At 63.9% G+C, this 19,961-nt stretch carries 19 protein-coding genes, 1 tRNA gene and 1 pseudogene; 15 read left to right on the top strand and 6 right to left on the bottom strand.

What is annotated here, in order from left to right; translation table 11 throughout:
* Positions 1 to 21 precede the first annotated feature (21 nt).
* Both HGI46_RS00260 and glpK read left to right on the top strand, forming a co-directional pair.
* Positions 22 to 1,578: a glycerol-3-phosphate dehydrogenase gene (locus tag HGI46_RS00260; RefSeq protein WP_168902653.1), complete on the top strand. Its 1,557-nt coding sequence runs from the start codon at positions 22 to 24 to the stop codon at positions 1,576 to 1,578.
* Positions 1,575 to 3,062, top strand: coding sequence for a glycerol kinase GlpK (gene glpK, locus HGI46_RS00255; protein ID WP_168902652.1), 1,488 nt, complete (start codon positions 1,575 to 1,577; stop codon positions 3,060 to 3,062). Before HGI46_RS00260 ends, glpK begins: the two co-directional genes overlap by 4 nt.
* Here glpK and HGI46_RS21995 read toward each other — a convergent pair.
* The 3 genes and pseudogenes from HGI46_RS21995 to HGI46_RS00240 form a co-directional block, all read right to left on the bottom strand.
* On the bottom strand, positions 3,053 to 4,222 hold the full coding sequence (locus HGI46_RS21995) for a hypothetical protein (protein ID WP_240946509.1): 1,170 nt from the start codon (positions 4,220 to 4,222) through the stop codon (positions 3,053 to 3,055). The two genes, glpK and HGI46_RS21995, sit on opposite strands and share 10 nt — an antisense overlap.
* Positions 4,223 to 4,542: 320 nt before the next feature.
* Positions 4,543 to 4,782: pseudogene (locus HGI46_RS00245) on the bottom strand (transposase); the annotation flags it as partial.
* 263 nt (positions 4,783 to 5,045) lie between these two features.
* Positions 5,046 to 5,122: transfer RNA gene (locus HGI46_RS00240), tRNA-Arg, on the bottom strand.
* A 60-nt stretch (positions 5,123 to 5,182) separates the two neighbouring features.
* Between HGI46_RS00240 and HGI46_RS00235 the strand changes: the two genes are divergently transcribed.
* The gene (locus HGI46_RS00235) at positions 5,183 to 5,908 is read left to right on the top strand and encodes a queuosine precursor transporter (RefSeq protein ID WP_168902651.1); all 726 of its coding nucleotides are present in this window, start codon (positions 5,183 to 5,185) and stop codon (positions 5,906 to 5,908) included.
* A 98-nt stretch (positions 5,909 to 6,006) separates the two neighbouring features.
* Here the strand turns inward: HGI46_RS00235 and HGI46_RS00230 are convergent, their stop codons facing one another.
* Positions 6,007 to 6,231: a PspC domain-containing protein gene (locus HGI46_RS00230; RefSeq protein WP_168902650.1), complete on the bottom strand. Its 225-nt coding sequence runs from the start codon at positions 6,229 to 6,231 to the stop codon at positions 6,007 to 6,009.
* Complete coding sequence (locus HGI46_RS22330) at positions 6,231 to 6,362, bottom strand: hypothetical protein (RefSeq protein ID WP_255418790.1); 132 nt, start codon at positions 6,360 to 6,362, stop codon at positions 6,231 to 6,233. Before HGI46_RS22330 ends, HGI46_RS00230 begins: the two co-directional genes overlap by 1 nt.
* Positions 6,363 to 6,703: 341 nt before the next feature.
* Between HGI46_RS22330 and rimP the strand changes: the two genes are divergently transcribed.
* From rimP to rbfA, 6 genes are all read left to right on the top strand, one after another.
* Positions 6,704 to 7,264: a ribosome maturation protein RimP gene (gene rimP, locus HGI46_RS00225; RefSeq protein WP_168902649.1), complete on the top strand. Its 561-nt coding sequence runs from the start codon at positions 6,704 to 6,706 to the stop codon at positions 7,262 to 7,264.
* Positions 7,265 to 7,267: 3 nt separating this feature from the next.
* Entirely contained in the window at positions 7,268 to 8,902 is a 1,635-nt protein-coding gene (gene nusA / locus HGI46_RS00220) for a transcription termination factor NusA (RefSeq protein ID WP_118072081.1), read from the top strand.
* Positions 8,883 to 9,617: a DUF448 domain-containing protein gene (locus HGI46_RS00215; protein WP_168902648.1), complete on the top strand. Its 735-nt coding sequence runs from the start codon at positions 8,883 to 8,885 to the stop codon at positions 9,615 to 9,617. The genes nusA and HGI46_RS00215 overlap by 20 nt, the downstream gene beginning before the upstream one ends.
* A gap of 5 nt (positions 9,618 to 9,622) precedes the next feature.
* Positions 9,623 to 12,217 carry a translation initiation factor IF-2 gene (infB, locus tag HGI46_RS00210; protein ID WP_206065454.1) on the top strand — a complete coding sequence of 865 codons (2,595 nt, stop codon included), beginning with the start codon at positions 9,623 to 9,625 and terminating at the stop codon, positions 12,215 to 12,217.
* Positions 12,218 to 12,647: 430 nt separating this feature from the next.
* Positions 12,648 to 13,184 (top strand): DUF1697 domain-containing protein, encoded by a 537-nt coding sequence (locus HGI46_RS00205; RefSeq protein ID WP_168902646.1) that lies wholly within the window; start codon positions 12,648 to 12,650, stop codon positions 13,182 to 13,184.
* Positions 13,185 to 13,186: 2 nt separating this feature from the next.
* Positions 13,187 to 13,579 carry a 30S ribosome-binding factor RbfA gene (rbfA, locus tag HGI46_RS00200; protein ID WP_168902645.1) on the top strand — a complete coding sequence of 131 codons (393 nt, stop codon included), beginning with the start codon at positions 13,187 to 13,189 and terminating at the stop codon, positions 13,577 to 13,579.
* Between the two features lie 10 nt (positions 13,580 to 13,589).
* Here rbfA and HGI46_RS00195 read toward each other — a convergent pair whose 3' ends face one another.
* Positions 13,590 to 14,180: a YceI family protein gene (locus tag HGI46_RS00195; RefSeq protein WP_168902644.1), complete on the bottom strand. Its 591-nt coding sequence runs from the start codon at positions 14,178 to 14,180 to the stop codon at positions 13,590 to 13,592.
* A gap of 52 nt (positions 14,181 to 14,232) precedes the next feature.
* Here HGI46_RS00195 and HGI46_RS00190 point away from each other — a divergent pair, with 52 nt between their 5' ends.
* The 6 genes from HGI46_RS00190 to pnp all read left to right on the top strand — a co-directional run bounded on the left by HGI46_RS00190 (position 14,233) and on the right by pnp (position 19,789).
* On the top strand, positions 14,233 to 14,823 hold the full coding sequence (locus HGI46_RS00190; RefSeq protein ID WP_168902643.1) for a thymidine kinase: 591 nt from the start codon (positions 14,233 to 14,235) through the stop codon (positions 14,821 to 14,823).
* On the top strand, positions 14,820 to 15,371 hold the full coding sequence (locus HGI46_RS00185; RefSeq protein WP_168902642.1) for a GNAT family protein: 552 nt from the start codon (positions 14,820 to 14,822) through the stop codon (positions 15,369 to 15,371). Before HGI46_RS00190 ends, HGI46_RS00185 begins: the two co-directional genes overlap by 4 nt.
* Positions 15,368 to 16,075, top strand: coding sequence for a site-2 protease family protein (locus HGI46_RS00180; RefSeq protein ID WP_168902641.1), 708 nt, complete (start codon positions 15,368 to 15,370; stop codon positions 16,073 to 16,075). The genes HGI46_RS00185 and HGI46_RS00180 overlap by 4 nt, the downstream gene beginning before the upstream one ends.
* Before the next feature lie 2 nt (positions 16,076 to 16,077).
* Entirely contained in the window at positions 16,078 to 16,989 is a 912-nt protein-coding gene (gene truB / locus HGI46_RS00175) for a tRNA pseudouridine(55) synthase TruB (RefSeq protein ID WP_168902640.1), read from the top strand.
* Between the two features lie 5 nt (positions 16,990 to 16,994).
* A complete protein-coding gene (rpsO, locus tag HGI46_RS00170) occupies positions 16,995 to 17,264 on the top strand; it encodes a 30S ribosomal protein S15 (RefSeq protein WP_039337765.1) in 270 nt (89 codons plus the stop codon).
* 221 nt (positions 17,265 to 17,485) lie between these two features.
* A complete protein-coding gene (pnp, locus tag HGI46_RS00165; protein WP_168902639.1) occupies positions 17,486 to 19,789 on the top strand; it encodes a polyribonucleotide nucleotidyltransferase in 2,304 nt (767 codons plus the stop codon).
* The last annotated feature ends 172 nt before the right edge of the window (positions 19,790 to 19,961 follow it).

Raw genomic sequence — 19,961 nt, 5'->3', positions numbered from 1 at the left:
ACGCTTCAGACCGAGCCAACCATGACCAAAGCTGTGAGACCTGTGTCGACAAACGCGGAGCCGACCTACGACGTGGCTGTCATAGGCGCCGGCATCAACGGTGCCGGGATCGCGCGGGATGCTGCCGGACGAGGCGCCAGCGTCGTGGTGCTCGAAGCGGGAGACATCGCCCGCGGCACGTCCTCGGCTTCGACCAAGCTGATCCACGGCGGCCTGCGCTATCTCGAGCACCGCGAGTTCGCCCTTGTGCGCGAGTCCCTGGCCGAGCGTGAACGGCTATGGAAGATTGCGCCCCATGTCGTCTGGCCCTTGCGCTTTGTCTTGCCCCACCGGCCGGGCCTGCGCCCCCGCTGGCTGCTGCGGCTGGGCCTGTTCATTTATGACCACATCGGCGGACGGCGCGCCCTGCCGCCGGCGCGCACGATCGACCTGCGCACGCATCCGGCGGGGGCGCCGCTAAAGCCGGGGTTCGCGACAGGCTTTGCCTATTCCGACTGCTGGGTCGACGATGCGCGCATGGTCGTGCTCAACCTTCGCGATGCGGCCGACCGAGGGGCGACGGTGCTGACCCGGACGCAGGTTACGAGCCTGACGCGTGACGGCGATCTCTGGCGGATCGGGACGCATGGAGGCGAGCACTTCACCGCGCGCGCGGTGGTCAATGCCGCCGGGCCGGCAGTGCTTGATGTTCTTGGCCTTGATGTTCTTGGCCTTGATTTCCTGGGCCTTTCGGCAGAGCGGGCCGGCCGGAAGATGCGGCTGGTGCGCGGATCGCACATCGTGGTGCAGCGATTGTTCGAACACGATCATGCCTATTTCTTCCAGCTGCCCGATGGCCGCATCTTCTTTGCCATCCCTTATGAGCAGGACTTCACGCTGGTCGGCACGACGGATGTCGATCACACGGGCCCACTCGATGGCCTGAAGCCGGATGACGCCGAGATTGCCTACTTGTGCGAGGGGGCAAGCGCCTATTTCCGCAAGAGTATCACTCCGGCCGACGTGGTATGGAGCTTTGCCGGCGTCCGCCCGCTTGTCGACGACGGATCGGGCCGCCCCGAAGCCGCAACGCGCGGCTATCGGCTCGATCTTTCCGATGCGGCGATGGGACCGCCGCTGCTCAGCGTTTTCGGTGGGAAATTGACCACCTATCGCCATCTGGCGCAGTCAGCCACCGATCTGCTTGCCACGCGTCTGAACGGTTTGCGGGGGAAGGGCTGGACTGCGACCGCGCCACTGCCTGGAGGCGATTTCGCCATGACCGGCGCCGCGGCGCTGACCCGGGACCTGATGGCACAATATCCGTTCCTGCAGCGCGACTGGGCGCATCGCCTGATCACTTCGTATGGCACGCTGGCACGGCAGATACTGGGCAGTGCGCAATCGCTGGCAGATTGCGGCGCTCACTTCGGTCACGGTTTGACGGCTTGCGAAGTGGATTACCTGATTGACCGGGAATGGGCGCGGGAGACCGACGACATCCTGTGGCGGCGCAGCAAGCTGGGCCTGCGCCTGTCGCCCGACGAGGTGGCGGCGCTTGACGGCTATCTCCAGACCAGAACCGGAGGGGCGCGATGAAATCTATCCTGGCGATCGATCAGGGCACCACATCGACCCGGTCCCTCGTGATCGACGTGCAGGGCCGAGTTGCGGCCCGCGCGCAAGTTGAACTGCCACAGTCCTATCCCCGGCCTGGCTGGGTGGAACATGATCCGGAGGCGATCTGGCGCGATGTCGTGGCGACGGCGCGCCAGGCACTGGCCGAGGCAGAAACTGGCGGCCATGAAATTGCGGCGATCGGCATTGCCAACCAGAGGGAAACCTTCGTGGTATGGGACCGGTCCACTGGCAGGGCCGTATATCCGGCAATCGTCTGGCAGGACCGCCGCGGGGCGGAACTGTGCGACAGGCTTGCGAAGGAGGGCGCTGAAGAAGGGGTTTCGGAAATCAGCGGCCTCGTGCTCGATTCCTACTTTTCGGCAAGCAAGCTCGCCTGGTTGCTCGATGCGGTGCCGGGTCTCCGGCAAAGGGCGGAAGAGGGTTCGGTAGCCTTCGGGACGATCGACTGCTTCCTGTTGTGGAAGCTGACGGAAGGGCAGGTTCATGCCACCGATCCCACCAATGCCGCCCGCACGCTGCTGTTCGACATCGCGCGCATGGACTGGTCCGAAGACCTGTGCCGCCTGTTCGGCGTGCCCCGGGCCATGCTGCCGGAGGTGCGCGATAACGACGCGCTGTTCGGCGTGGCATCGGCAGCGGTTCTGGGCAGGGCGATCCCTATACGAGGCATGGCGGGCGATCAGCAGGCTGCGCTGATCGGTCAGCATTGCCTGTCACCGGGCTGCATCAAGATCACCTACGGCACCGGCGCCTTTGGCCTGATGCATACCGGGGAGACGATCAGTCGATCACGGCACCGCTTGCTCAGCACCGTGGCCTATCGCGCTGCGGCACGCACCTGCTACGCCCTTGAAGGTTCGATCTTCGTGGCAGGCGCGGGCGTGCAGTGGCTGCGCGACCGGCTTGGCATCATCGGCACGGCTCAGGAGACCGAAGCCCTGGCGCGCAGCCTTCCCGATAACGGCGGTGTCTACCTGGTGCCGGCCTTTTCGGGCCTTGGCACGCCGCACTGGGACTCCAACGCCCGCGCCTTGCTCTGCGGCATGACCCTGGGCACGAGTGCCGCACATGTCGCGCGTGCGCTGCTCGAAGCGGTCGCCTACCAGAGCGACGAACTGGTTGGCACGATGCGCGCGGACAGCGGCATCGGCGCCGCTCTGCTCAGGGTCGATGGCGGGATGGCGCAGAACGATTGGCTTTGCCAGTTTCTGGCCGACATTCTGGCAACCCCGGTTTCGCGACCGGCGAATGTTGAAGCGACGGCCTTGGGCGCGGCTTTTCTTGCCGGTACATCCGCGGGCATCTGGCAGTCGTTGGCGCATACGCCCATATCCGCGCATGGTGCCGATTTCGAGCCGGTGCTGGAGCCTTGCGAACGGGAACGTTTGCTCGGCGGGTGGCGGGATGCGGTATCCCGCGCGCGACAGGGGGCCTACCAGTAGTTCTCGAGCGCCTTCTGGCAGCGCGATTGCGCCGCCACCACGGGGGCCGCTTTTGCATCATCGAGATGCTTGAGGATCTGCGAGCTTGCCGCAAGCAATTCGCGTGCGGCCGCGTCGGGCAATTCGGCGCTGCGGGTGCGGCGCATGAGAATGGAAGACGCCATCGAGCGCGCCAGAAAATGCATGACGGGGTTTGACGCCATATCGGCAATGTCGCGAATGAAGCCGTACCAGGCTTGGCCAAGATTGGTGCCGTCGGGTGCATTCTGCATCAGGCTGAAGGAATGCCTGATCCGGTCGAGCCCCTCGGCGGTACGTCGCTGCCGCGCGATCTCGATCATTCCGGTGTTGATCCGGTCGAGCACTTCGCGACAGTCGTCGGTGGAGACGCTGCTGGCCGAAAGATAGGCATTGGTAATGTGCAATCCCCGGCCGGGTCCTGTGTTCGAAGCATAGACGCCGCCCGCTCTGCCGCGGCGAACCTCGACCTTCTGGGCATCCGACAGGATTCGCGTCGCTTCGACAGCCACTTCCAGGCTGACCCCGTAATCGCTGGCGATGTCGGCCAGGGGGCCGAGCGCACCATCGCCGTCGTGCGAGAGCGCAAGTTCGTCCAGCAACCGGCCTGCCAGCCAATCTGCGAGGTTCTGCGGCCGGTGGCCCTGCCCATGTTGGAGGCGTGGCGTGTCCGGTGCGGTCAGGAGCAGCCGGATGAATTCCGCCAGTGGATCATGTCGATCATCGAGGCTTGGCAGCAGCCATTGTGCTGCCTCATCGAAGGCCTGCCGGCCCGCGCCTGATCCCAGATCAAGTTCGGCATGGATGCATGACACGGTGCCGGAGATATCCGGCGGCAGCGTCCACAGTCCGCCCAGGCCGTTGCCGCCACGGCGTGGCATCAATATGCCGCGCTGGCGCAGTATGCGGCTGGTCTGGCGCACGATCCTTCGCCCGACGCCAAACTGCGAAGCGATCATGGCTTCCGTGATCGGACGCGCGAGGGGGCCGGAATTGCATATCCGCTGCTCAACCCTGTCCGCGATCATCGACGATGTCGACGACAGATCGCCGTGCTCGTTGATCACGCGCCTGAACAGCTCGCGCGCCCGGGCGAGCTGCGGGTTGTCCAATGCCAATGCTGGAAGAGTTGCCACTTCCATGAACGTACAGCATCCCTCCTGGCCTCCGTCTTTGCGGAGGCTGCCAAGGCGTGCAGTTATTCATGAACCCGAGGCGCTTTTCCAGTCGCATCAAAGGGCAATCCCTTGCGGCGGGGTTCCGGCGTGTTCGGGCGTCACAGCAATGGACTGCATTCAATTGCTGGTTGGGGGGGCGGAGATGTTGCAGAAAGGAATGGCCGATGGCTGACAGGTCAGGCGGGACTTAGGATGTCAAACGGGCCGCGATGCAAAAAGGCGCTTGAGCGTCAGGTGGGTAACGGCAAAGCCCAGCAGTCCGCCGAAAGCGAGCTTGATGGCCAAGGCGGCAGCCTTCGCCATGGCAGCCCACCCCGGAGCAGATAGAAGATCGCCTCGGCAATCCGGCGCATTTCCCACTTCGGTGGTCGGCCCGTTCTCGCTGGTGGAGGAAGAAGGGGCTCAAAAATGGCCCACTCGGCATCGGTCAAATCTGTTGGCAAAGCCAACCCGCTTCGCGAGTGATCCGGCTCTTCGGGAACGCATGATCGCGCTTCGGTTCCGCCGCGATGAACTGGCGGCAGAGATCACAGCGCTGTCACAGCGCCTTGCCAGCGCCGACCCGGCCATCACACCTGAAAAGGTCAGAAGGCTGGGCATGTTGCTGAGCAAGCAAGTGCACCGGGGAGAGCCTGAGCTGCGCCAGGCGTACGCAAGGCTCTTGCTCGACGAAGTCGTCGTGAACGATGGCCGTATCGTGATTTGCGGCTCAAAGTCCGTGCTGGCGAGAACGGCTAGCGCCGCATCCGACGATTCAGCGGAAGGCGTTCTCTCTTTTGTTCGGAAGTGGCGCGCCCGGCAGGACTCGAACCTGCTGCCTCAAGATTAGAAGTCTCGCGCTCTATCCAGATGAGCTACGGGCGCGCGCCGGGTTCCCTTAAGCATGCTTTGCGGATCGTGCAAACCGCGTTAGCAGATGCGTCCATGAGCGATCCCCAGATTTCGAGAATCGACGGCTCCACCAGCGCGCGCCGCCATTTCCGCTACTTCGACTATGTCATGGCCGCGTTCGTGGCGATCCTGCTGCTGTCGAACCTGATCGGGGCGGCCAAGCTGGCGCAGGTGGGCGGGTTCACGTTCGGCGCGGGCATCCTGTTCTTCCCGGTGTCCTACGTGATCGGCGACGTGCTGACCGAGGTCTATGGCTATGCCAACGCGCGGCGCTGCGTGTGGATGGGGTTCTTCGCGCTGGTGTTCATGGCGTTCATGAGCTTCGTGGTCGTGGCGATGCCGCCCGCGCCGGGCTGGGACGGGCAGGCCGCCTATGAAAGCGTGTTCGGATCGACCTGGCGGATCGTGCTGGCATCGGTGACGGCATTCTGGGCGGGCGAGTTCGTCAATTCGTTCGTGCTGGCCAAGATGAAGCTGCTGACGGGCGGCAAGATGCTGTGGACGCGCACGATCGGTTCGACCGTGTTCGGGCAGGCGGTGGACAGCCTGCTGTTCTATCCCATCGCCTTCCTCGGCATCTGGACGACGGGCCAGGTGCTGACGGTGATGGTCACCAACTGGCTTATGAAGGTGCTGTGGGAAGCAGTGCTGACTCCGGTGACCTATGCGGTGGTCGGCTGGTTGAAGGCGCGCGAGGGTGCGGACGTCTATGACACCGACACCGACTTCTCGCCGTTTGCCAAGGCGCCTCAGGTCTAGGCCGAGGAAAAACGCAAAAGCCCCGCCTCTCCGGGGGGGCGGGAGAGACGGGGCGGCTTGCGGGCGGGCTGGAAAGGACCCGCAAGAGAGCGTTGCGCTTAATCGGCAATCAGGCCAATCAGCAGGTAGACGAGCACTGCCGAGCCGAAGCCGAGCAGGGTGCCGAGCGCGAAGGCGACGCGGACCAGCGTGACGTCGACATTGAAGTAGTTGGCGATCCCCGAGCAGACGCCCATGATCTTGCCGTGGACCTTGTCGAGGCGGAAGCCGCGCGAGGGCTCGATCGGGCGGGGTGCCGAGTCGTCGAAGCGAAGCTGGCTCATCAGATCATCTCCTGCATGGCGGCGGGTGCCGAAGTGGTGTTGACGGGGGTGTGGACAGTGCCGGCGATCAGCGCGAGGCTGAGCGCGAAAGCGGTGGCGGCTGCGGCGATACGGTTGGTCAGGGCGGTCATGATCTTGTCCTCATGGTAACTGGTGAAGCCGTTGTGGCTTATGCAAACAGCATTGCATGGGGCGTGCCAAACTGCAGGAATGGCGAATTTCTGCGGTTTCAGGGCTCGGGTCGTAGTTTTGGCGTCTTTCCCGCTGCTGAACAGTGGTGAAATTCCCCATTAATTGGCGAGCGTGAGACTTGTCTGGTCCTGGCCTCTTCGGCTGACGTGCTTTGCAGCTTGCTTTTTCGTGCAACCGGGCCTATCTGCGCCTCATCCCGACATTGTGAAAGCAAGGTCAGGCTGGTGCCACCGGGCACCGGCACGATCCCGCTTTCGCTGTTCGGCTCATTGGAGATTGCATGGCGGATATCGCACGGATTGCGGAAGTTATCGAACCGGAGGCCAAGGCCCTGGGCTTCGATCTCGTGCGCGTGCGCTATTTCAAGGGCGGCGAGATCGGTGACGAGGAGCATACGCTCCAGGTCATGGCCGAGCGTCCAGAGACCGGCCAGCTGGTGATCGAGGACTGTGCGGCGCTTTCGAATCGCATCTCTGACCGGTTCGACGAACTGGAAGAGGCGGGCGAAGTGCTGCTGGAAGATGCCTACCGGCTCGAGGTTTCCTCGCCGGGGATCGACCGTCCGTTGACCCGACCCAAGGACTTTGCCGCGTGGGTCGGGCAGGAGGCTCGCATCGAGCTTTCCGAGTTGCTGGGGGAGCGCAAGCGTTTCCGCGGCGATCTCACGGGCTTCGATGCTGAAACTCAGACCATCTCGATCGAGGACGATGGCGTGGTGTTCGAGGTGCCGTTTGCTCTCGTCGCCAATGCCAAGTTGATCCTGACGGACAAACTTATCGCCGCTTCCCGGCCGCTGGACACCAGCGGTGCGGACGAAATTCTCGAAGAACAGGAAGACTGACCCATGGCCAGTGCGATTTCCGCCAACCGCGCCGAACTGCTTGCGATCGCCAACGCGGTCGCCACCGAGAAGATGATCGACAAGTCGGTCGTCATCGAGGCGATGGAAGAGGCAATCCAGAAGTCGGCGCGCAACCGTTATGGCGCCGAGAACGACATCCGCGCGAAGCTCGATCCGCGCACCGGCGACCTGCGCCTGTGGCGCGTGGTGGAAGTGGTCGAGGTGGTCGAGGACTACTTCAAGCAGGTTGACCTGAAGGCCGCCGAGAAGCTGCAGCCGGGCGCGGCCATCGGCGATTTCATCGTCGATCCGCTGCCGCCGGTGGACCTCGGCCGCATCGACGCGCAGTCGGCCAAGCAGGTGATCTTCCAGAAGGTCCGCGATGCCGAGCGTGACCGCCAGTACGACGAGTTCAAGGACCGCGCCGGCGAAGTGATCACCGGCGTGATCAAGTCGGTCGAATTCGGCCACGTCATCGTCAACCTCGGCCGCGCCGAGGGCGTGATCCGCCGCGACCAGCAGATCCCGCGCGAAGTGCCGCGCGTGGGCGAGCGTGTCCGTGCGCTGATCATGAAGGTCGAGCGCCAGAACCGCGGGCCGCAGATCTTCCTCAGCCGCGCACACCCCGAGTTCATGAAGAAGCTCTTCGCGCAGGAAGTGCCCGAGATCTACGACGGCATCATCGAGATCAAGGCCGCTGCCCGCGATCCGGGCTCGCGCGCCAAGATCGGCGTGATCAGTCGCGATTCGAGCATTGATCCGGTCGGCGCCTGCGTCGGCATGAAGGGTAGCCGCGTCCAGGCCGTCGTGCAGGAACTGCAGGGCGAAAAGATCGACATCATTCCCTGGAGCGAGGACACCGCGACGTTCGTGGTCAACGCGCTGCAGCCCGCTACGGTCAGCCGCGTGGTGATCGACGAGGAAGAGAGCCGCATCGAAGTCGTCGTGCCCGATGACCAGCTGTCGCTCGCTATCGGCCGTCGCGGCCAGAACGTGCGCCTGGCCTCGTCGCTGACCGGTTCGGCGATCGACATCATGACCGAGGCGGAAGCTTCGGAGAAGCGCCAGAAGGAATTCGCCGAGCGTTCGAAGATGTTCGAGGAAGAACTCGACGTCGACGAGACGCTGTCGCAGCTGCTGGTGGCCGAAGGCTTCACCGAGCTGGAAGAAGTCGCCTACATCGAGACCAGCGAACTGGCGACGATCGAAGGCTTCGACGAAGAGCTGGCGGAAGAACTCCAGAGCCGCGCTGCCGAGGCGATCGAGCGCCGCGAGGAAGCCCTGCGCGAACAGCGCCGTGGCCTTGGCGTCGAAGATGCGCTGGCCGAACTGCCGCACCTGACCGAAGCGATGCTCGTCACGCTCGGCAAGGCGGGCATCAAGACGCTCGACGATCTGGCCGACCTTGCCACCGACGAGCTCATTGCCAAGAAGCGCGCCGAGCAGCGCCGTCGCAACGACAAGGGGCCGCGCGAAAAGAGCGATCGCCCCGAACGCGTCGAGGACAAGGGTGGCGTGCTGGGCGAGTATGGCCTCAGCGAAGAGCAGGGCAACGAGATCATCATGGCCGCGCGCGCCCACTGGTTCGAAGACGAACCGTCTGTTGAGGAGGCCGCCGATGCGGATTCCTCACAATGAGCCGCTAAGCTCCGACATCTCCGGCACTGCACCGGCGAGGAAGGCCTCGCCGGAGCGCAAGTGCGTGCTGACCGGGCGCCATGATGCGCGGGACGAATTGATGCGTCTTGCCATCTCGCCCGACGGCGACGTGCTGCCCGACGTGATGGCGCGTGCCCCCGGGCGCGGCGCCTGGATCGGTGTGGACCGGCAAGCCCTTGAAAGAGCTGTTGCCAATGGCAAACTTAAGGGAGCGCTGGCGCGTGCCTTCAAAGGTGCGCCGCTGTCCATCCCGACCGATCTGCCATCCCGCATCGAACAGGCGCTGCGTCGTCTGGTGACCGACCGGCTCGGCATCGAGCTGCGGGCGGGCAATGTGCTGCTGGGCACGGAGAAGATTGCGCAAGGCTGCAGGGCAGGGGCGGTGACGTTCCTCGGCCATGCCTCGGACGCCGGCACCGATGGTCCCAACAAGCTGGCGCAAGCCTGGCGGGTGGGCGAAGGCGCCGAAGGTTCGGGGATGAAAGGTGTGATCTTGCCGCTGGACCGAGCGGCGCTGTCTGTGGCATTGGGCCGCGACAACGTCGTTCACGTCGCGCTGACCGACCCCGCTGCCGCCGCAAGGCTGCAAGCGCCGCTGCAGCGCCTGATACATTTTCTCGGAAACGAGACTGAAGCCACCGAATCCGGGACGGGTGCGGTGGCGAACGACGATATTGATACGAAGGGCGAATGAGTTCGATGAGCGATAGCGACAAGAAGCCGACACTGGGCCGTAGGCCGCTGGGTCTGAAGACCTCGGTGGAGGCGGGAGAGGTCAAGCAGACCTTCAGCCATGGTCGCACCAACAAGGTGGTGGTCGAAGTGAAGCGGCGCAAGCTGATGGGCCGGCCCGGCGAGGCCGCTCCTGTTGCTGCGCCTGCTGCACCGGCACCTGCTGCTGCGCCGGTAGCGCCGCCGCCACCACCGCCGCCGCCGCCTCCGCCGCCCTCGGCCAGCCGCGAAACCCGCCAGGAAATGCAGGCCCGCCTGCTGCGCGAAGCTGAGGAAGCCCGCCTCGCCGCGCTCGAAGCTGCGAACCGCCGCGAGCAGGAAGAGAAGCTGAAGGCGATCGAGGAAGAGCGTCGCCGCGCCGAGGAAAAGGCCAAGGCCGAAGCCGCGCCCGCGCCCGAACCTGTGGCAGAGCCGACCCCTGAGCCCGAAACTGCGCCTGCACCCGCGCCTGCGCCAGTCGCGACGCCTGAAGTGGCCAAGCAGCCGGAAGTCGCGCCCGCTCCGGTCGAAGCCAAGGCTGTTGAGCCGAAGGCGGAGGAAGCCGCACCGGTAATCCCGGCACCGCGCCGGTTCACGCCGGTTGCGTCGCCGGTTCCGGTCAAGCGGCCCGAGCCTGCTGCGAAGAAGCCCGCCGCCAACCCGCGCGATCGCAAGACCGAAGACCGCCGTGGCGGCAAGCTGACTGTCACGCGCGCACTGAACGAGGACGAAGGCGCACGCGCCCGTTCGCTCGCCGCGCTCAAGCGTGCGCGTGAAAAGGAACGTCGTGCGCACTTCGCCGGCCAGTCACAGCCGCGCGAAAAGCAGGTTCGCGATGTGGTCGTGCCTGATGCGATCACGGTGCAGGAGCTGGCAAACCGCATGGCCGAGAAGGCTGCGGACCTGGTCAAGGCGCTGTTCAAGATGGGCATGATGGTCACCATCAACCAGACCATCGACCAGGACACCGCCGAACTGCTGGTCACCGAATTCGGTCACAACATCCAGCGCGTGAGCGACAGCGATGCCGACATCGACACCGCGGCTGACGTTGACGCCGAGGACACGTTGCAGCCGCGTCCTCCGGTGGTGACGATCATGGGCCACGTCGACCACGGCAAGACCTCGCTGCTCGATGCGCTGCGCGGGACCGACGTGGTGCGCGGCGAGGCCGGCGGCATCACGCAGCACATCGGCGCCTATCAGATCAAGACCAAGGGCGGTGAGTTCATCACCTTCCTCGACACCCCGGGCCACGAAGCCTTCACCGAAATGCGCATGCGCGGTGCCAATGTCACCGACATCGTCATTCTGGTTGTTGCCGGTGACGACGGGCTGATGCCGCAGACGATCGAGGCGATCAACCACACCAAGGCGGCCGGCGTGCCGATGATCGTGGCGATCACCAAGTCCGACAAGCCCGAGTTCAACCCGCAGAAGATCCGCGAGCGCCTGCTCGAGCACGAGATCATCGTCGAGGCGATGTCGGGCGACGTGCAGGACGTGGAAGTTTCGGCCAAGTCCGGTGCGGGCCTGGATGACCTGATCGAAAAGATCCTGCTGCAGGCCGAACTGCTCGAACTGAAGGCCAACCCGGATCGCGCGGCTGAAGCCACCGTGATCGAGGCCAAGCTCGACAAGGGCAAGGGTCCGCTGGCGACCGTGCTGGTCAACCGCGGCACGCTCAAGGTCGGCGACATCCTCGTGGTCGGCACCCAGTCGGGTCGCGTCCGCGCGATGCTCGACGACAAGGGTCGCCAGGTGAAGGCGGCGGGGCCGTCGCTGCCGGTCGAAGTGCTCGGCATCGGCGGCGTGCCGATGGCCGGCGACACGCTGACCGTGGTGGAAAGCGAGGCCCGGGCCCGCGAAGTGGCCGCGTACCGTCAGGAACGTGCGACCGCCAAGCGCACCGTGCAGGCGCCTGCCAGCCTCGAGAACATGTTCTCCGCGCTCGCCGCGAAGAACACGGTCATCGAGTACCCGCTGGTGGTCCGCGCCGACGTGCAAGGGTCGGTCGAAGCGATCGTCAATGCGCTCAACAAGATCTCGACCGACGAGATCAAGGTGCGCATCCTGCAATCCGGCGTTGGTGCGATCACCGAAGGCGATGTCAACCTGGCGCAGGCCAGCGGCGCGCCGATCGTCGGCTTCAACGTCCGTCCCAACGCCAAGGCGCGCGAGCTGATCGAGCGCAACAAGGTGCGGATGAAGTACTTCGACGTGATCTACCAGCTTACTGACGACATCCGTTCGGAAATGGCGGGCGAGCTGGGTCCGGAGGCGATCGAAACGGTCGTGGGCCGTGCCGAGGTCAAGGAAGTCTTCCCGGCGGGCAAGAAGGACAAGGCAGCCGGTCTGCTCGTGGTCGAGGGCGTCATCCGCAAGGGGCTGCATGCGCGCCTCACGCGCAACGACGTCATCGTCAGCCGCACGACCATCGCCTCGCTGCGTCGCTTCAAGGACGACGTTGCCGAAGTCCGCGCAGGCCTGGAATGCGGCGTGCTGCTGCAGGACACGAACGACATCAAGGCTGGCGATCAGCTGGAAGTCTTCGAAGTCGAGATGCGCGACCGCACGCTTTGATGATGTAAGGGGATGCTCCCTCCGCCTTCAGGGGCGGCGGGGCGTCCTGCCATTCTGGCGGCAGTCTGACTGGTCAATAGCTTCAAAGCACAGGACTAACGGCGCACAGGTCTAGCTTTAAAAATTGTCTTTCCGAGGTCGCTACCGGCGACAGAAGGGAAGGTGATGTTATTGAGACTAGAAACTGTAGCGCTTCTGGTTCTCGGCGTGGCCACATTGATCGTTGGCTTCGTCGGACTGGTGATCAAGCTGATTGAGCTTGGCCGCAAGTAAAGCCAGTGCGGGGGTGCTGTAGCAGCGGCACCCCCAATACAGAAAGAACCCGGACGTAGCAGCGTCCGGGTTCCGGGATGGTGATCTTGAAACCATCAACTGTAGCGACATCATCTATACAGCAAGTTTCCCCGAATTGCAAGAACGGCCATCTACCATGACCCGCTATGTTGCCCTGTTCGGATCGATCAACGTCGGTGGCAATCGCGTGACGATGGCGGATCTGCGCTGGGCGTTCGAGCGGGAAGGGCTGACCGGGCTGGAGACGGTGGTCGCCAGCGGCAACCTGCTGTTCGATTATGACGAGCGACCGCTGGATGGTCTGGAGGACTTGTTCGCGCACGTCATGCTCGAGCGGTTCGACATCAAGAGCTTTGTTGCGGTGCGCGATCGGGCGGCGATTGCACAAGCCGTGGAGGAAAATCCGTTCACCGGGATCGGCAAGGACAATCTGGTCCACACCCTGTTCCTCGAACGCCAGCCCGATCAGGTCGCTTTCGACAAGCTGGCAGCGGACCAGGCCATGCGCGGACTTGAGAAACTGGCAATTGGCGAGCGCAGCATCTATATCGATTTTGTAAGCAGCGTTGCCGAAAGCAAGCTGACGAGCGCCTTTATCGAGCGCCGTCTCGGTTGCCGGGGCACCGCCCGCAACGTGCGCTCGATCGCGCGCATCCTTTCGAAGATGAGTTAGAATTGGCCAAGTTTCAGACCACCCCCGAAACCCGTTCCGTCCGCCTGCTCAAGGTGGGGGAGCAGGTGCGCCATATCCTGTCGGAGCTGCTGACGCGGCAGGAAGTGCATGACGACGTGCTTTCCGCGCACTCCGTTTCGGTTACGGAAGTGCGCATGTCGCCCGATCTGCGTCACGCCACGGTGTTTGTGAAAGCCTTACTGGGCAAGGACGAGGAAGTCGTCCTCAAAGCGCTTCGGACCAATACGGCGTATTTCCAGCGCGAAGTGGCGCAGCGGTTGCGGCTGAAGTACGCCGCCAAGCTCAAGTTTCTGCCGGACGAGAGCTTTGACGAGGCAAGCCGGATCGAGCGGTTGCTGTCCGATCCCAAGGTGCTGCGCGACCTCGAGGATTGAGCCGGGAGGACTAGGCCGGCAACATCTGCGTATCGATGCTGATGGTCACGCTCTTGGCGACGATCAGGCGATAGGCGGTCATCCCGAATTCGGTGCGGTCGATCCTGGCGCGGCCTGACAGGCGGATCGCCTCGCGGCCGCTGGCTTTGGCGGGCGGCGCGGTGAAGCTGACATCGAGCGTGGTTGGGCGAGTGACGCCCTTGGCGGTAAGATCGCCGCTGACCACTGCGGTAACAGGCCCGGTCATCGTCATTGATCGGCCGACGAAGCGCACCTGCGGGTGATGCTCTACATCGAAAAAGTCCGGGCCCTTGAGGCGCTTGAGCGTGACGGAATCCCCGGCTTCGAGCGCGGTTGCATCGAGCGTGACATCGAGCTTCACGCTTTCCAGATGCGCCGGGTCGAGTTCGATGCCGCCGCTGATGGCCGGAAAGCGGGCGGTCTTGCTGGCGATGCCGAAAAAGCCGACACGGGCGTGGACGTCGCTGTGCTGGGCGTCGATGCGATAGCGCAACTTCTGCGGCGGTGTATTGCCGCCCAGCGCAAGGATCGAGGCGGCGAGGGCCAGGGCGCCGATTGTCTGTCGAGTTTTCCTGCGCATTGGTCGGCGATCCCTCTGGCAATCCGGAACGTCCGGCTTATGGCTGTGCGCAATGGCCAAGCTCTATTTCTACTACGCCAGCATGAACGCCGGCAAATCCACTAATCTCCTGCAAGCGGACTTCAACTACCGCGAGCGGGGGATGGCGACGATGCTGTGGACTGCGGCATTGGATGACCGGGGCGGCGCCAAGGGGCAAGACTTTGCCATCGAAAGCCGCATCGGCCTTCATGCCGAGGCGCATCGTTTCGGGCACGCTACCGATCTGTGGACGGCGGTGAAAGCTGCCCATGTGGTACAGCCGCTGTCGTGTGTGCTGGTGGACGAGGCGCAGTTCCTGTCCAAGGCCCAAGTCTGGCAACTGGCACGGATTGCCGACGAGGCGGGGGTGCCGGTGCTGTGCTATGGGCTGCGCACCGATTTTCAGGGGGAGTTGTTCGAAGGGGCAGCAGCGCTGCTCGGCATTGCGGACTCGCTCGTGGAATTGAAAGCCGTCTGCCACTGCGGGCGCAAGGCGACGATGAACCTGCGCGTGGATGAAAACGGCGCGGCGGTGCGGGCGGGGCAGCAGACCGAGATCGGCGGCAACGACCGCTATGTCGCGCTTTGCCGCAGGCACTTTTCGGAGGCGATGAAGGCATGAGCAGAGATGGACTGTACGTGCCGCTTGCCGAGGGCGACTTGCGGCTCGAGCTGCTGCGCGAGGATCATCGCGAGGGCCTGCGCCATGCTTGCGCGCAGGACGACGAGATCTGGGACGTCTATCCGTTCAGCTACCGGGGCGAGGCTTTCGATCCGCAGTTCGACAGCCTGCTGAACTCTGCGCCGCAGCGTCGGCCCTATGCTGTCTTTTCGGGCGAGGTGCTGGTCGGCATGACGGCGTGGATCGAACATGGCGCGCCGGGTTGGTCGATCGAGATCGGCAACAGCTATATCGTGCCGTCGGTTCGCGGCACCGGCCTCAACGGACGGCTCAAGCGGCTGATGATCGACCACGCCTTTGCTTGTGGGCTGGAGCGCGTGGCGTTCAAGGTGGATACGATGAACCTGCGCAGTCAGGCTGCGGTCAGGAAGGTTGGCGGAGTGCAGGAAGGCGTGATGCGGCACGAGCGTCGGACGTGGACGGGCCGTGTGCGCGATACCGTGCTGTTTTCGATCCTGCGTGACGACTGGATGAGCAAGACGAAATGAACCCCGAAGGTCTGGTCTGGCAGATTGCCACGATCGCAATTCCGATGATCCTGGCGATCGTGTTCCACGAGGTGGCGCACGGCTGGGTGGCGCGGGCCTTGGGCGATCCTACGGCGGCCGAGCAGAAGCGGCTGAGCCTCAACCCGCTGCGCCATGTCGATCCTTTCGGCACGATCATCCTGCCGGGGCTGCTGAAGCTGAGCGGTGCGCCCGTGTTCGGCTGGGCCAAGCCCGTGCCGGTGGACTTCCGCCGTTTGCGTAACCCGCGCGTTGGCATGATGCTGGTGGCCGCAGCAGGGCCGATGACGAATTTCATTCTCGCAGCAATCGCCGCCATCGGCCTCGGCGTGCTGGTGCGGGCGACCGACAGCATGGGTGAGCCGGGTCTGGGCGCCTTGTTCCTTTCGGACAACTTGCGCAATTTCCTGCTGGTGAACCTGTTCCTTGGCGCCTTCAACCTGCTGCCGATCCCGCCGTTCGACGGTTCACGGATCGTCATGGGCGCGCTGCCGGCACCGCTGGCGCGGGGCTATGCGCGGCTTGAACCGTTCGGGCTGCTCGTGGTGTTCGGTCTTCTGGTGATCCTGCCTTATTTTGCGCCAGACCTGCATCTGGTCCAGCGGCTGATCGGGCCGCCGGTGGACTGGATGGGCCAGCAGCTTGCCAATCTTGCCATGCTGGTGGCCGGGCCTGAGCCAATCTGATCATGGTCGATGGCTGGATCATACTCGACAAGCCGCTTGAGCTTGGCTCGACGCAGGGCGTGGCGGCGGTGAAGCGCAACTTGCGGGCTGCAGGCTTCGGCAAGTGCAAGGTTGGACACGGCGGCACGCTCGATCCGCTGGCGACAGGTGTGTTGCCGATTGCCATTGGCGAGGCGACCAAGCTGTGCGGGCGGATGCTCGATGCCAGCAAGATATATGCTTTCACGGTCCGTTTCGGGGAGGAGACTGACACACTCGATCTTGAGGGGAAGGTCGTGGCGACAAGCGATGTCCGGCCCTCATGGGCAGAGATCGAGGCAGTCCTGCCGCGCTTTACCGGGCCTATCGCGCAAGTGCCGCCAGCCTATTCGGCGCTGATGGTTGATGGTGAACGGGCCTATGACCTTGCGCGCAAGGGTGAGGCATTTGAACTCAGATCGCGCGATGTGACGATCTTCTCGCTACAGGCAGATCCTATTGCGGGCGCTGGCCGGGTTGAAGAACTGACCCTCACTGCCCATGTATCCAAAGGAACGTACATCCGCAGCCTGGCCCGAGACATCGCTCGCGCGCTTGGCACCGTGGGTCACGTGACCATGTTGCGCCGCCTGAAGGCTGGGCCGTTCGACATTGCTCAAGCGATTTCGCTGGACAAATTGAACGATGTGGGTAAAGGCGCGCCCCTTGAACACATACTCTTGCCGCTGGAGGCAGGGCTGGTCGACATCCCGGCTCTCTCCCTCGATCCCGAGCAGGCAAGGGCGGTCCGACAGGGCCGCGTTCTGGCGGGATTGCCCTTCGAGGACGGGCTTTACTGGGCGAAGGCCGGATCTGTGCCGGTCGCGCTGGTGGAGCTTTCGGGCGGAAGCCTGAAGGTCCAGCGGGGCTTCAACTTACAGGATGTCGCGGAGTAGAATACATGTCGATTACCGCAGAAAAGAAGCAGGAAGTCATTGCAGCTCACGCTCGCGCCGAGGGTGACACCGGTTCGCCGGAAGTCCAGGTCGCGATCCTGACCAGCCGCATCCAGACGCTGACCGAGCACTTCAAGTCCAACCACAAGGACAACCACTCGCGTCGCGGCCTGCTGATGATGGTCAACAAGCGTCGTTCGCTTCTCGACTACCTGAAGAAGAAGGACGTGGGTCGCTACAACGACCTGATCCAGAAGCTCGGTCTTCGCAAGTAACCAGCGGAGCGGCCCCAAGCGGGCCGCTTTTGCTTTCTGGGAGTATCGCGCGAAAAGTGGGAACCGGTTTTCGCTTTTCGCGATGCGACCAAACAACAGGCGTCCTCGCAATTCGGCGAGGTGCCTCTGGGGCAAGACAAACGGCCCCACACCGGACCGGGACGGCATTCCCCGGCAGCAAACCCCGCTCGCAATAGGGCGCGCGGGCTGAAGGAAACGAAATGTTCGACGTCAAGACAGTATCGCTGGAGTGGGGCGGAAAGACCCTCACCCTCGAAACCGGCCGCATTGCCCGTCAGGCTGACGGCGCGGTCATCGCCACCTATGGCGAAACCGTGGTGCTTTGCGCGGTCACCGCGGCAAAGTCGGTCAAGGAAGGCCAGGACTTCTTCCCGCTGACCGTCCACTACCAGGAAAAGTATTCGGCTGCGGGGCGCATTCCCGGCGGCTTCTTCAAGCGCGAGCGCGGCGCGACGGAAAAGGAAACGCTTGTTTCCCGCCTGATCGACCGTCCGGTCCGTCCGCTGTTCCCCGAAGGTTTCTACAACGAAATCAACGTCATCGCCCAGGTCCTGAGCTATGACGGTGAGACCGAACCCGATATCGTCGCGATGATTGCCGCATCGGCTGCGCTGACCATTTCGGGCGTGCCATTCATGGGCCCGATCGGCGCTGCCCGCGTCGGCTTCGTCGATGGCGAATACGTGCTGAACCCGAAGCAGGACGTGGCGCTGACCGACGGCCGCCTCGACCTCGTGGTTGCCGCGACCGACACCGCCGTGATGATGGTGGAATCGGAAGCCAAGGAACTGAGCGAAGACGAAATGCTCGGCGCCGTGCTGTTCGCGCATGACGAGATCAAGAAGGTCGTCGGTGCGATCATCCAGCTGGCCGAGAAGGCTGCCAAGGACCCTTGGGACATCGACCTGTCGGACAACACTGCCGACATCAAGAAGAAGCTCAAGGACCTGGTCGGCAAGGACGTTGCCGCCGCCTACAAGCTGACCGACAAGTCGGCCCGCTCGAACGCCCTGAACGAAGCCCGCGCCAAGGCGAAGGCTGCGTTCGCGGAAGAAGGCGCGCAGACCCAGATGGTCGCGATGAAGACGATGAAGAAGGTGGAAGCCGACATCGTCCGTGGCGCGATCCTCAAGGATGGCCAGCGCATCGATGGCCGCACCACCACGCAGGTCCGTCCGATCGAGGCGATGGTCGGCTTCTTGCCGCGCACGCATGGTTCGGCACTGTTCACCCGCGGTGAGACGCAGGCGATCTGCACGACCACGCTGGGCACCAAGGACGCCGAGCAGATGATCGACGGCCTCGAAGGCCTGCGCTATGAAAACTTCATGCTCCACTACAACTTCCCGCCGTACTCGGTTGGCGAAGTTGGCCGTTTCGGCGCTCCGGGCCGTCGTGAAGTGGGCCATGGCAAGCTGGCATGGCGCGCGCTGCACCCGGTGCTGCCGACCAAGGAAGAGTTCCCCTACACGATCCGCATCCTCTCGGACATCACCGAGTCGAACGGTTCGTCCTCGATGGCCACCGTCTGCGGCGGCTGCCTTTCGATGATGGACGCGGGCGTTCCGGTGAAGCGTCCGGTTTCGGGCATCGCCATGGGCCTCATCCTTGAAGGCGACAAGTTCGCCGTCCTGTCCGACATCCTTGGCGACGAGGATCACCTCGGCGACATGGACTTCAAGGTGGCTGGCACGTCTGAAGGCATCACCACGATGCAGATGGACATCAAGGTCGCGGGCATCACGCGCGAGATCTTCGAAGTCGCGCTGCGTCAGGCCTCGGAAGGCCGCGCGCACATCCTCGGCGAAATGACCAAGGCCCTGGGCGAGGCACGTACCGAGCTTTCGGCCCACGCTCCGCGCATCGAGACGCTGCAGATCGACAAGTCGAAGATCCGTGATGTCATCGGCACCGGCGGCAAGGTGATCCGCGAAATCGTCGCCACCACCGGCGCGAAGGTCGACATCGACGACGAAGGCCTGATCAAGATCTCGTCCTCGGACCTGACCCAGATCGAAGCTGCGAAGAACTGGATCCTTGGCATCGTCGAGGAAGCGGAAGTCGGCAAGATCTACAAGGGCAAGGTCGTCAACATCGTCGACTTTGGCGCTTTCGTGAACTTCATGGGTGGCAAGGACGGCCTCGTCCACGTCTCGGAAATGAAGAACGAGCGCGTGGAAAAGCCCACCGACGTCGTGAAGGAAGGCCAGGACGTCTACGTCAAGGTCCTCGAGATCGACCAGCGTGGCAAGGTTCGCCTGTCGATGCGCGTCGTCGATCAGGAGACCGGTGGCGAGCTGGAAGACACCCGTCCGCCCCGCGAACCGCGTGAACCGCGCGGTGATCGCGGAGATCGCGGCGACCGTCGTGGTCCGCGCGGCAACGACCGTGGTGGCCGTGGCGACCGTGGCCCCCGTCGCGAGGGCGGTGATCGCCCGCGTCGTGACCGTGAAGACGGCCCGGCTCCGGACCACATGCCGGCGTTCCTCAAGTCTGACGACTGAGGAACGGCCTGCAGGCCAGGCAGAAAGGGGCTCCACCGAAAGGTGGGGCCTTTTTCGTTTGCAGGAACGTGCTCGACCCTGGGTGTTACCGTCCAGACGCGACCCCGGGCAGTTTGCGTTTGCTATTGTCCCGCCACGGGTCCACTGCAAGGTATCGGTGAGATGACCATTG

The sequence above is a fragment of the Novosphingobium sp. ERW19 genome (genome assembly GCF_012641315.1).
GTDB lineage: Bacteria > Pseudomonadota > Alphaproteobacteria > Sphingomonadales > Sphingomonadaceae > Novosphingobium.
This window is presented reverse-complemented; position numbering and strand designations above follow the sequence as displayed.

Bases quoted from the DNA above. Each gene is read 5' to 3' on its own strand.
- HGI46_RS00260 (WP_168902653.1), top strand. From the start codon at position 22: ATGACCAAAGCTGTGAGACCTGTGTCGACAAACGCGGAGCCGACCTAC.
- glpK (WP_168902652.1), top strand. From the start codon at position 1,575: ATGAAATCTATCCTGGCGATCGATCAGGGCACCACATCGACCCGGTCC.
- HGI46_RS21995 (WP_240946509.1), bottom strand. From the start codon at position 4,222: ATGGAAGTGGCAACTCTTCCAGCATTGGCATTGGACAACCCGCAGCTC.
- HGI46_RS00235 (WP_168902651.1), top strand. From the start codon at position 5,183: ATGAGCGATCCCCAGATTTCGAGAATCGACGGCTCCACCAGCGCGCGC.
- HGI46_RS00230 (WP_168902650.1), bottom strand. From the start codon at position 6,231: ATGAGCCAGCTTCGCTTCGACGACTCGGCACCCCGCCCGATCGAGCCC.
- HGI46_RS22330 (WP_255418790.1), bottom strand. From the start codon at position 6,362: ATGACCGCCCTGACCAACCGTATCGCCGCAGCCGCCACCGCTTTCGCG.
- rimP (WP_168902649.1), top strand. From the start codon at position 6,704: ATGGCGGATATCGCACGGATTGCGGAAGTTATCGAACCGGAGGCCAAG.
- nusA (WP_118072081.1), top strand. From the start codon at position 7,268: ATGGCCAGTGCGATTTCCGCCAACCGCGCCGAACTGCTTGCGATCGCC.
- HGI46_RS00215 (WP_168902648.1), top strand. From the start codon at position 8,883: ATGCGGATTCCTCACAATGAGCCGCTAAGCTCCGACATCTCCGGCACT.
- infB (WP_206065454.1), top strand. From the start codon at position 9,623: ATGAGCGATAGCGACAAGAAGCCGACACTGGGCCGTAGGCCGCTGGGT.
- HGI46_RS00205 (WP_168902646.1), top strand. From the start codon at position 12,648: ATGACCCGCTATGTTGCCCTGTTCGGATCGATCAACGTCGGTGGCAAT.
- HGI46_RS00195 (WP_168902644.1), bottom strand. From the start codon at position 14,180: ATGCGCAGGAAAACTCGACAGACAATCGGCGCCCTGGCCCTCGCCGCC.
- HGI46_RS00190 (WP_168902643.1), top strand. From the start codon at position 14,233: ATGGCCAAGCTCTATTTCTACTACGCCAGCATGAACGCCGGCAAATCC.
- HGI46_RS00185 (WP_168902642.1), top strand. From the start codon at position 14,820: ATGAGCAGAGATGGACTGTACGTGCCGCTTGCCGAGGGCGACTTGCGG.
- HGI46_RS00180 (WP_168902641.1), top strand. From the start codon at position 15,368: ATGAACCCCGAAGGTCTGGTCTGGCAGATTGCCACGATCGCAATTCCG.
- truB (WP_168902640.1), top strand. From the start codon at position 16,078: ATGGTCGATGGCTGGATCATACTCGACAAGCCGCTTGAGCTTGGCTCG.
- rpsO (WP_039337765.1), top strand. From the start codon at position 16,995: ATGTCGATTACCGCAGAAAAGAAGCAGGAAGTCATTGCAGCTCACGCT.
- pnp (WP_168902639.1), top strand. From the start codon at position 17,486: ATGTTCGACGTCAAGACAGTATCGCTGGAGTGGGGCGGAAAGACCCTC.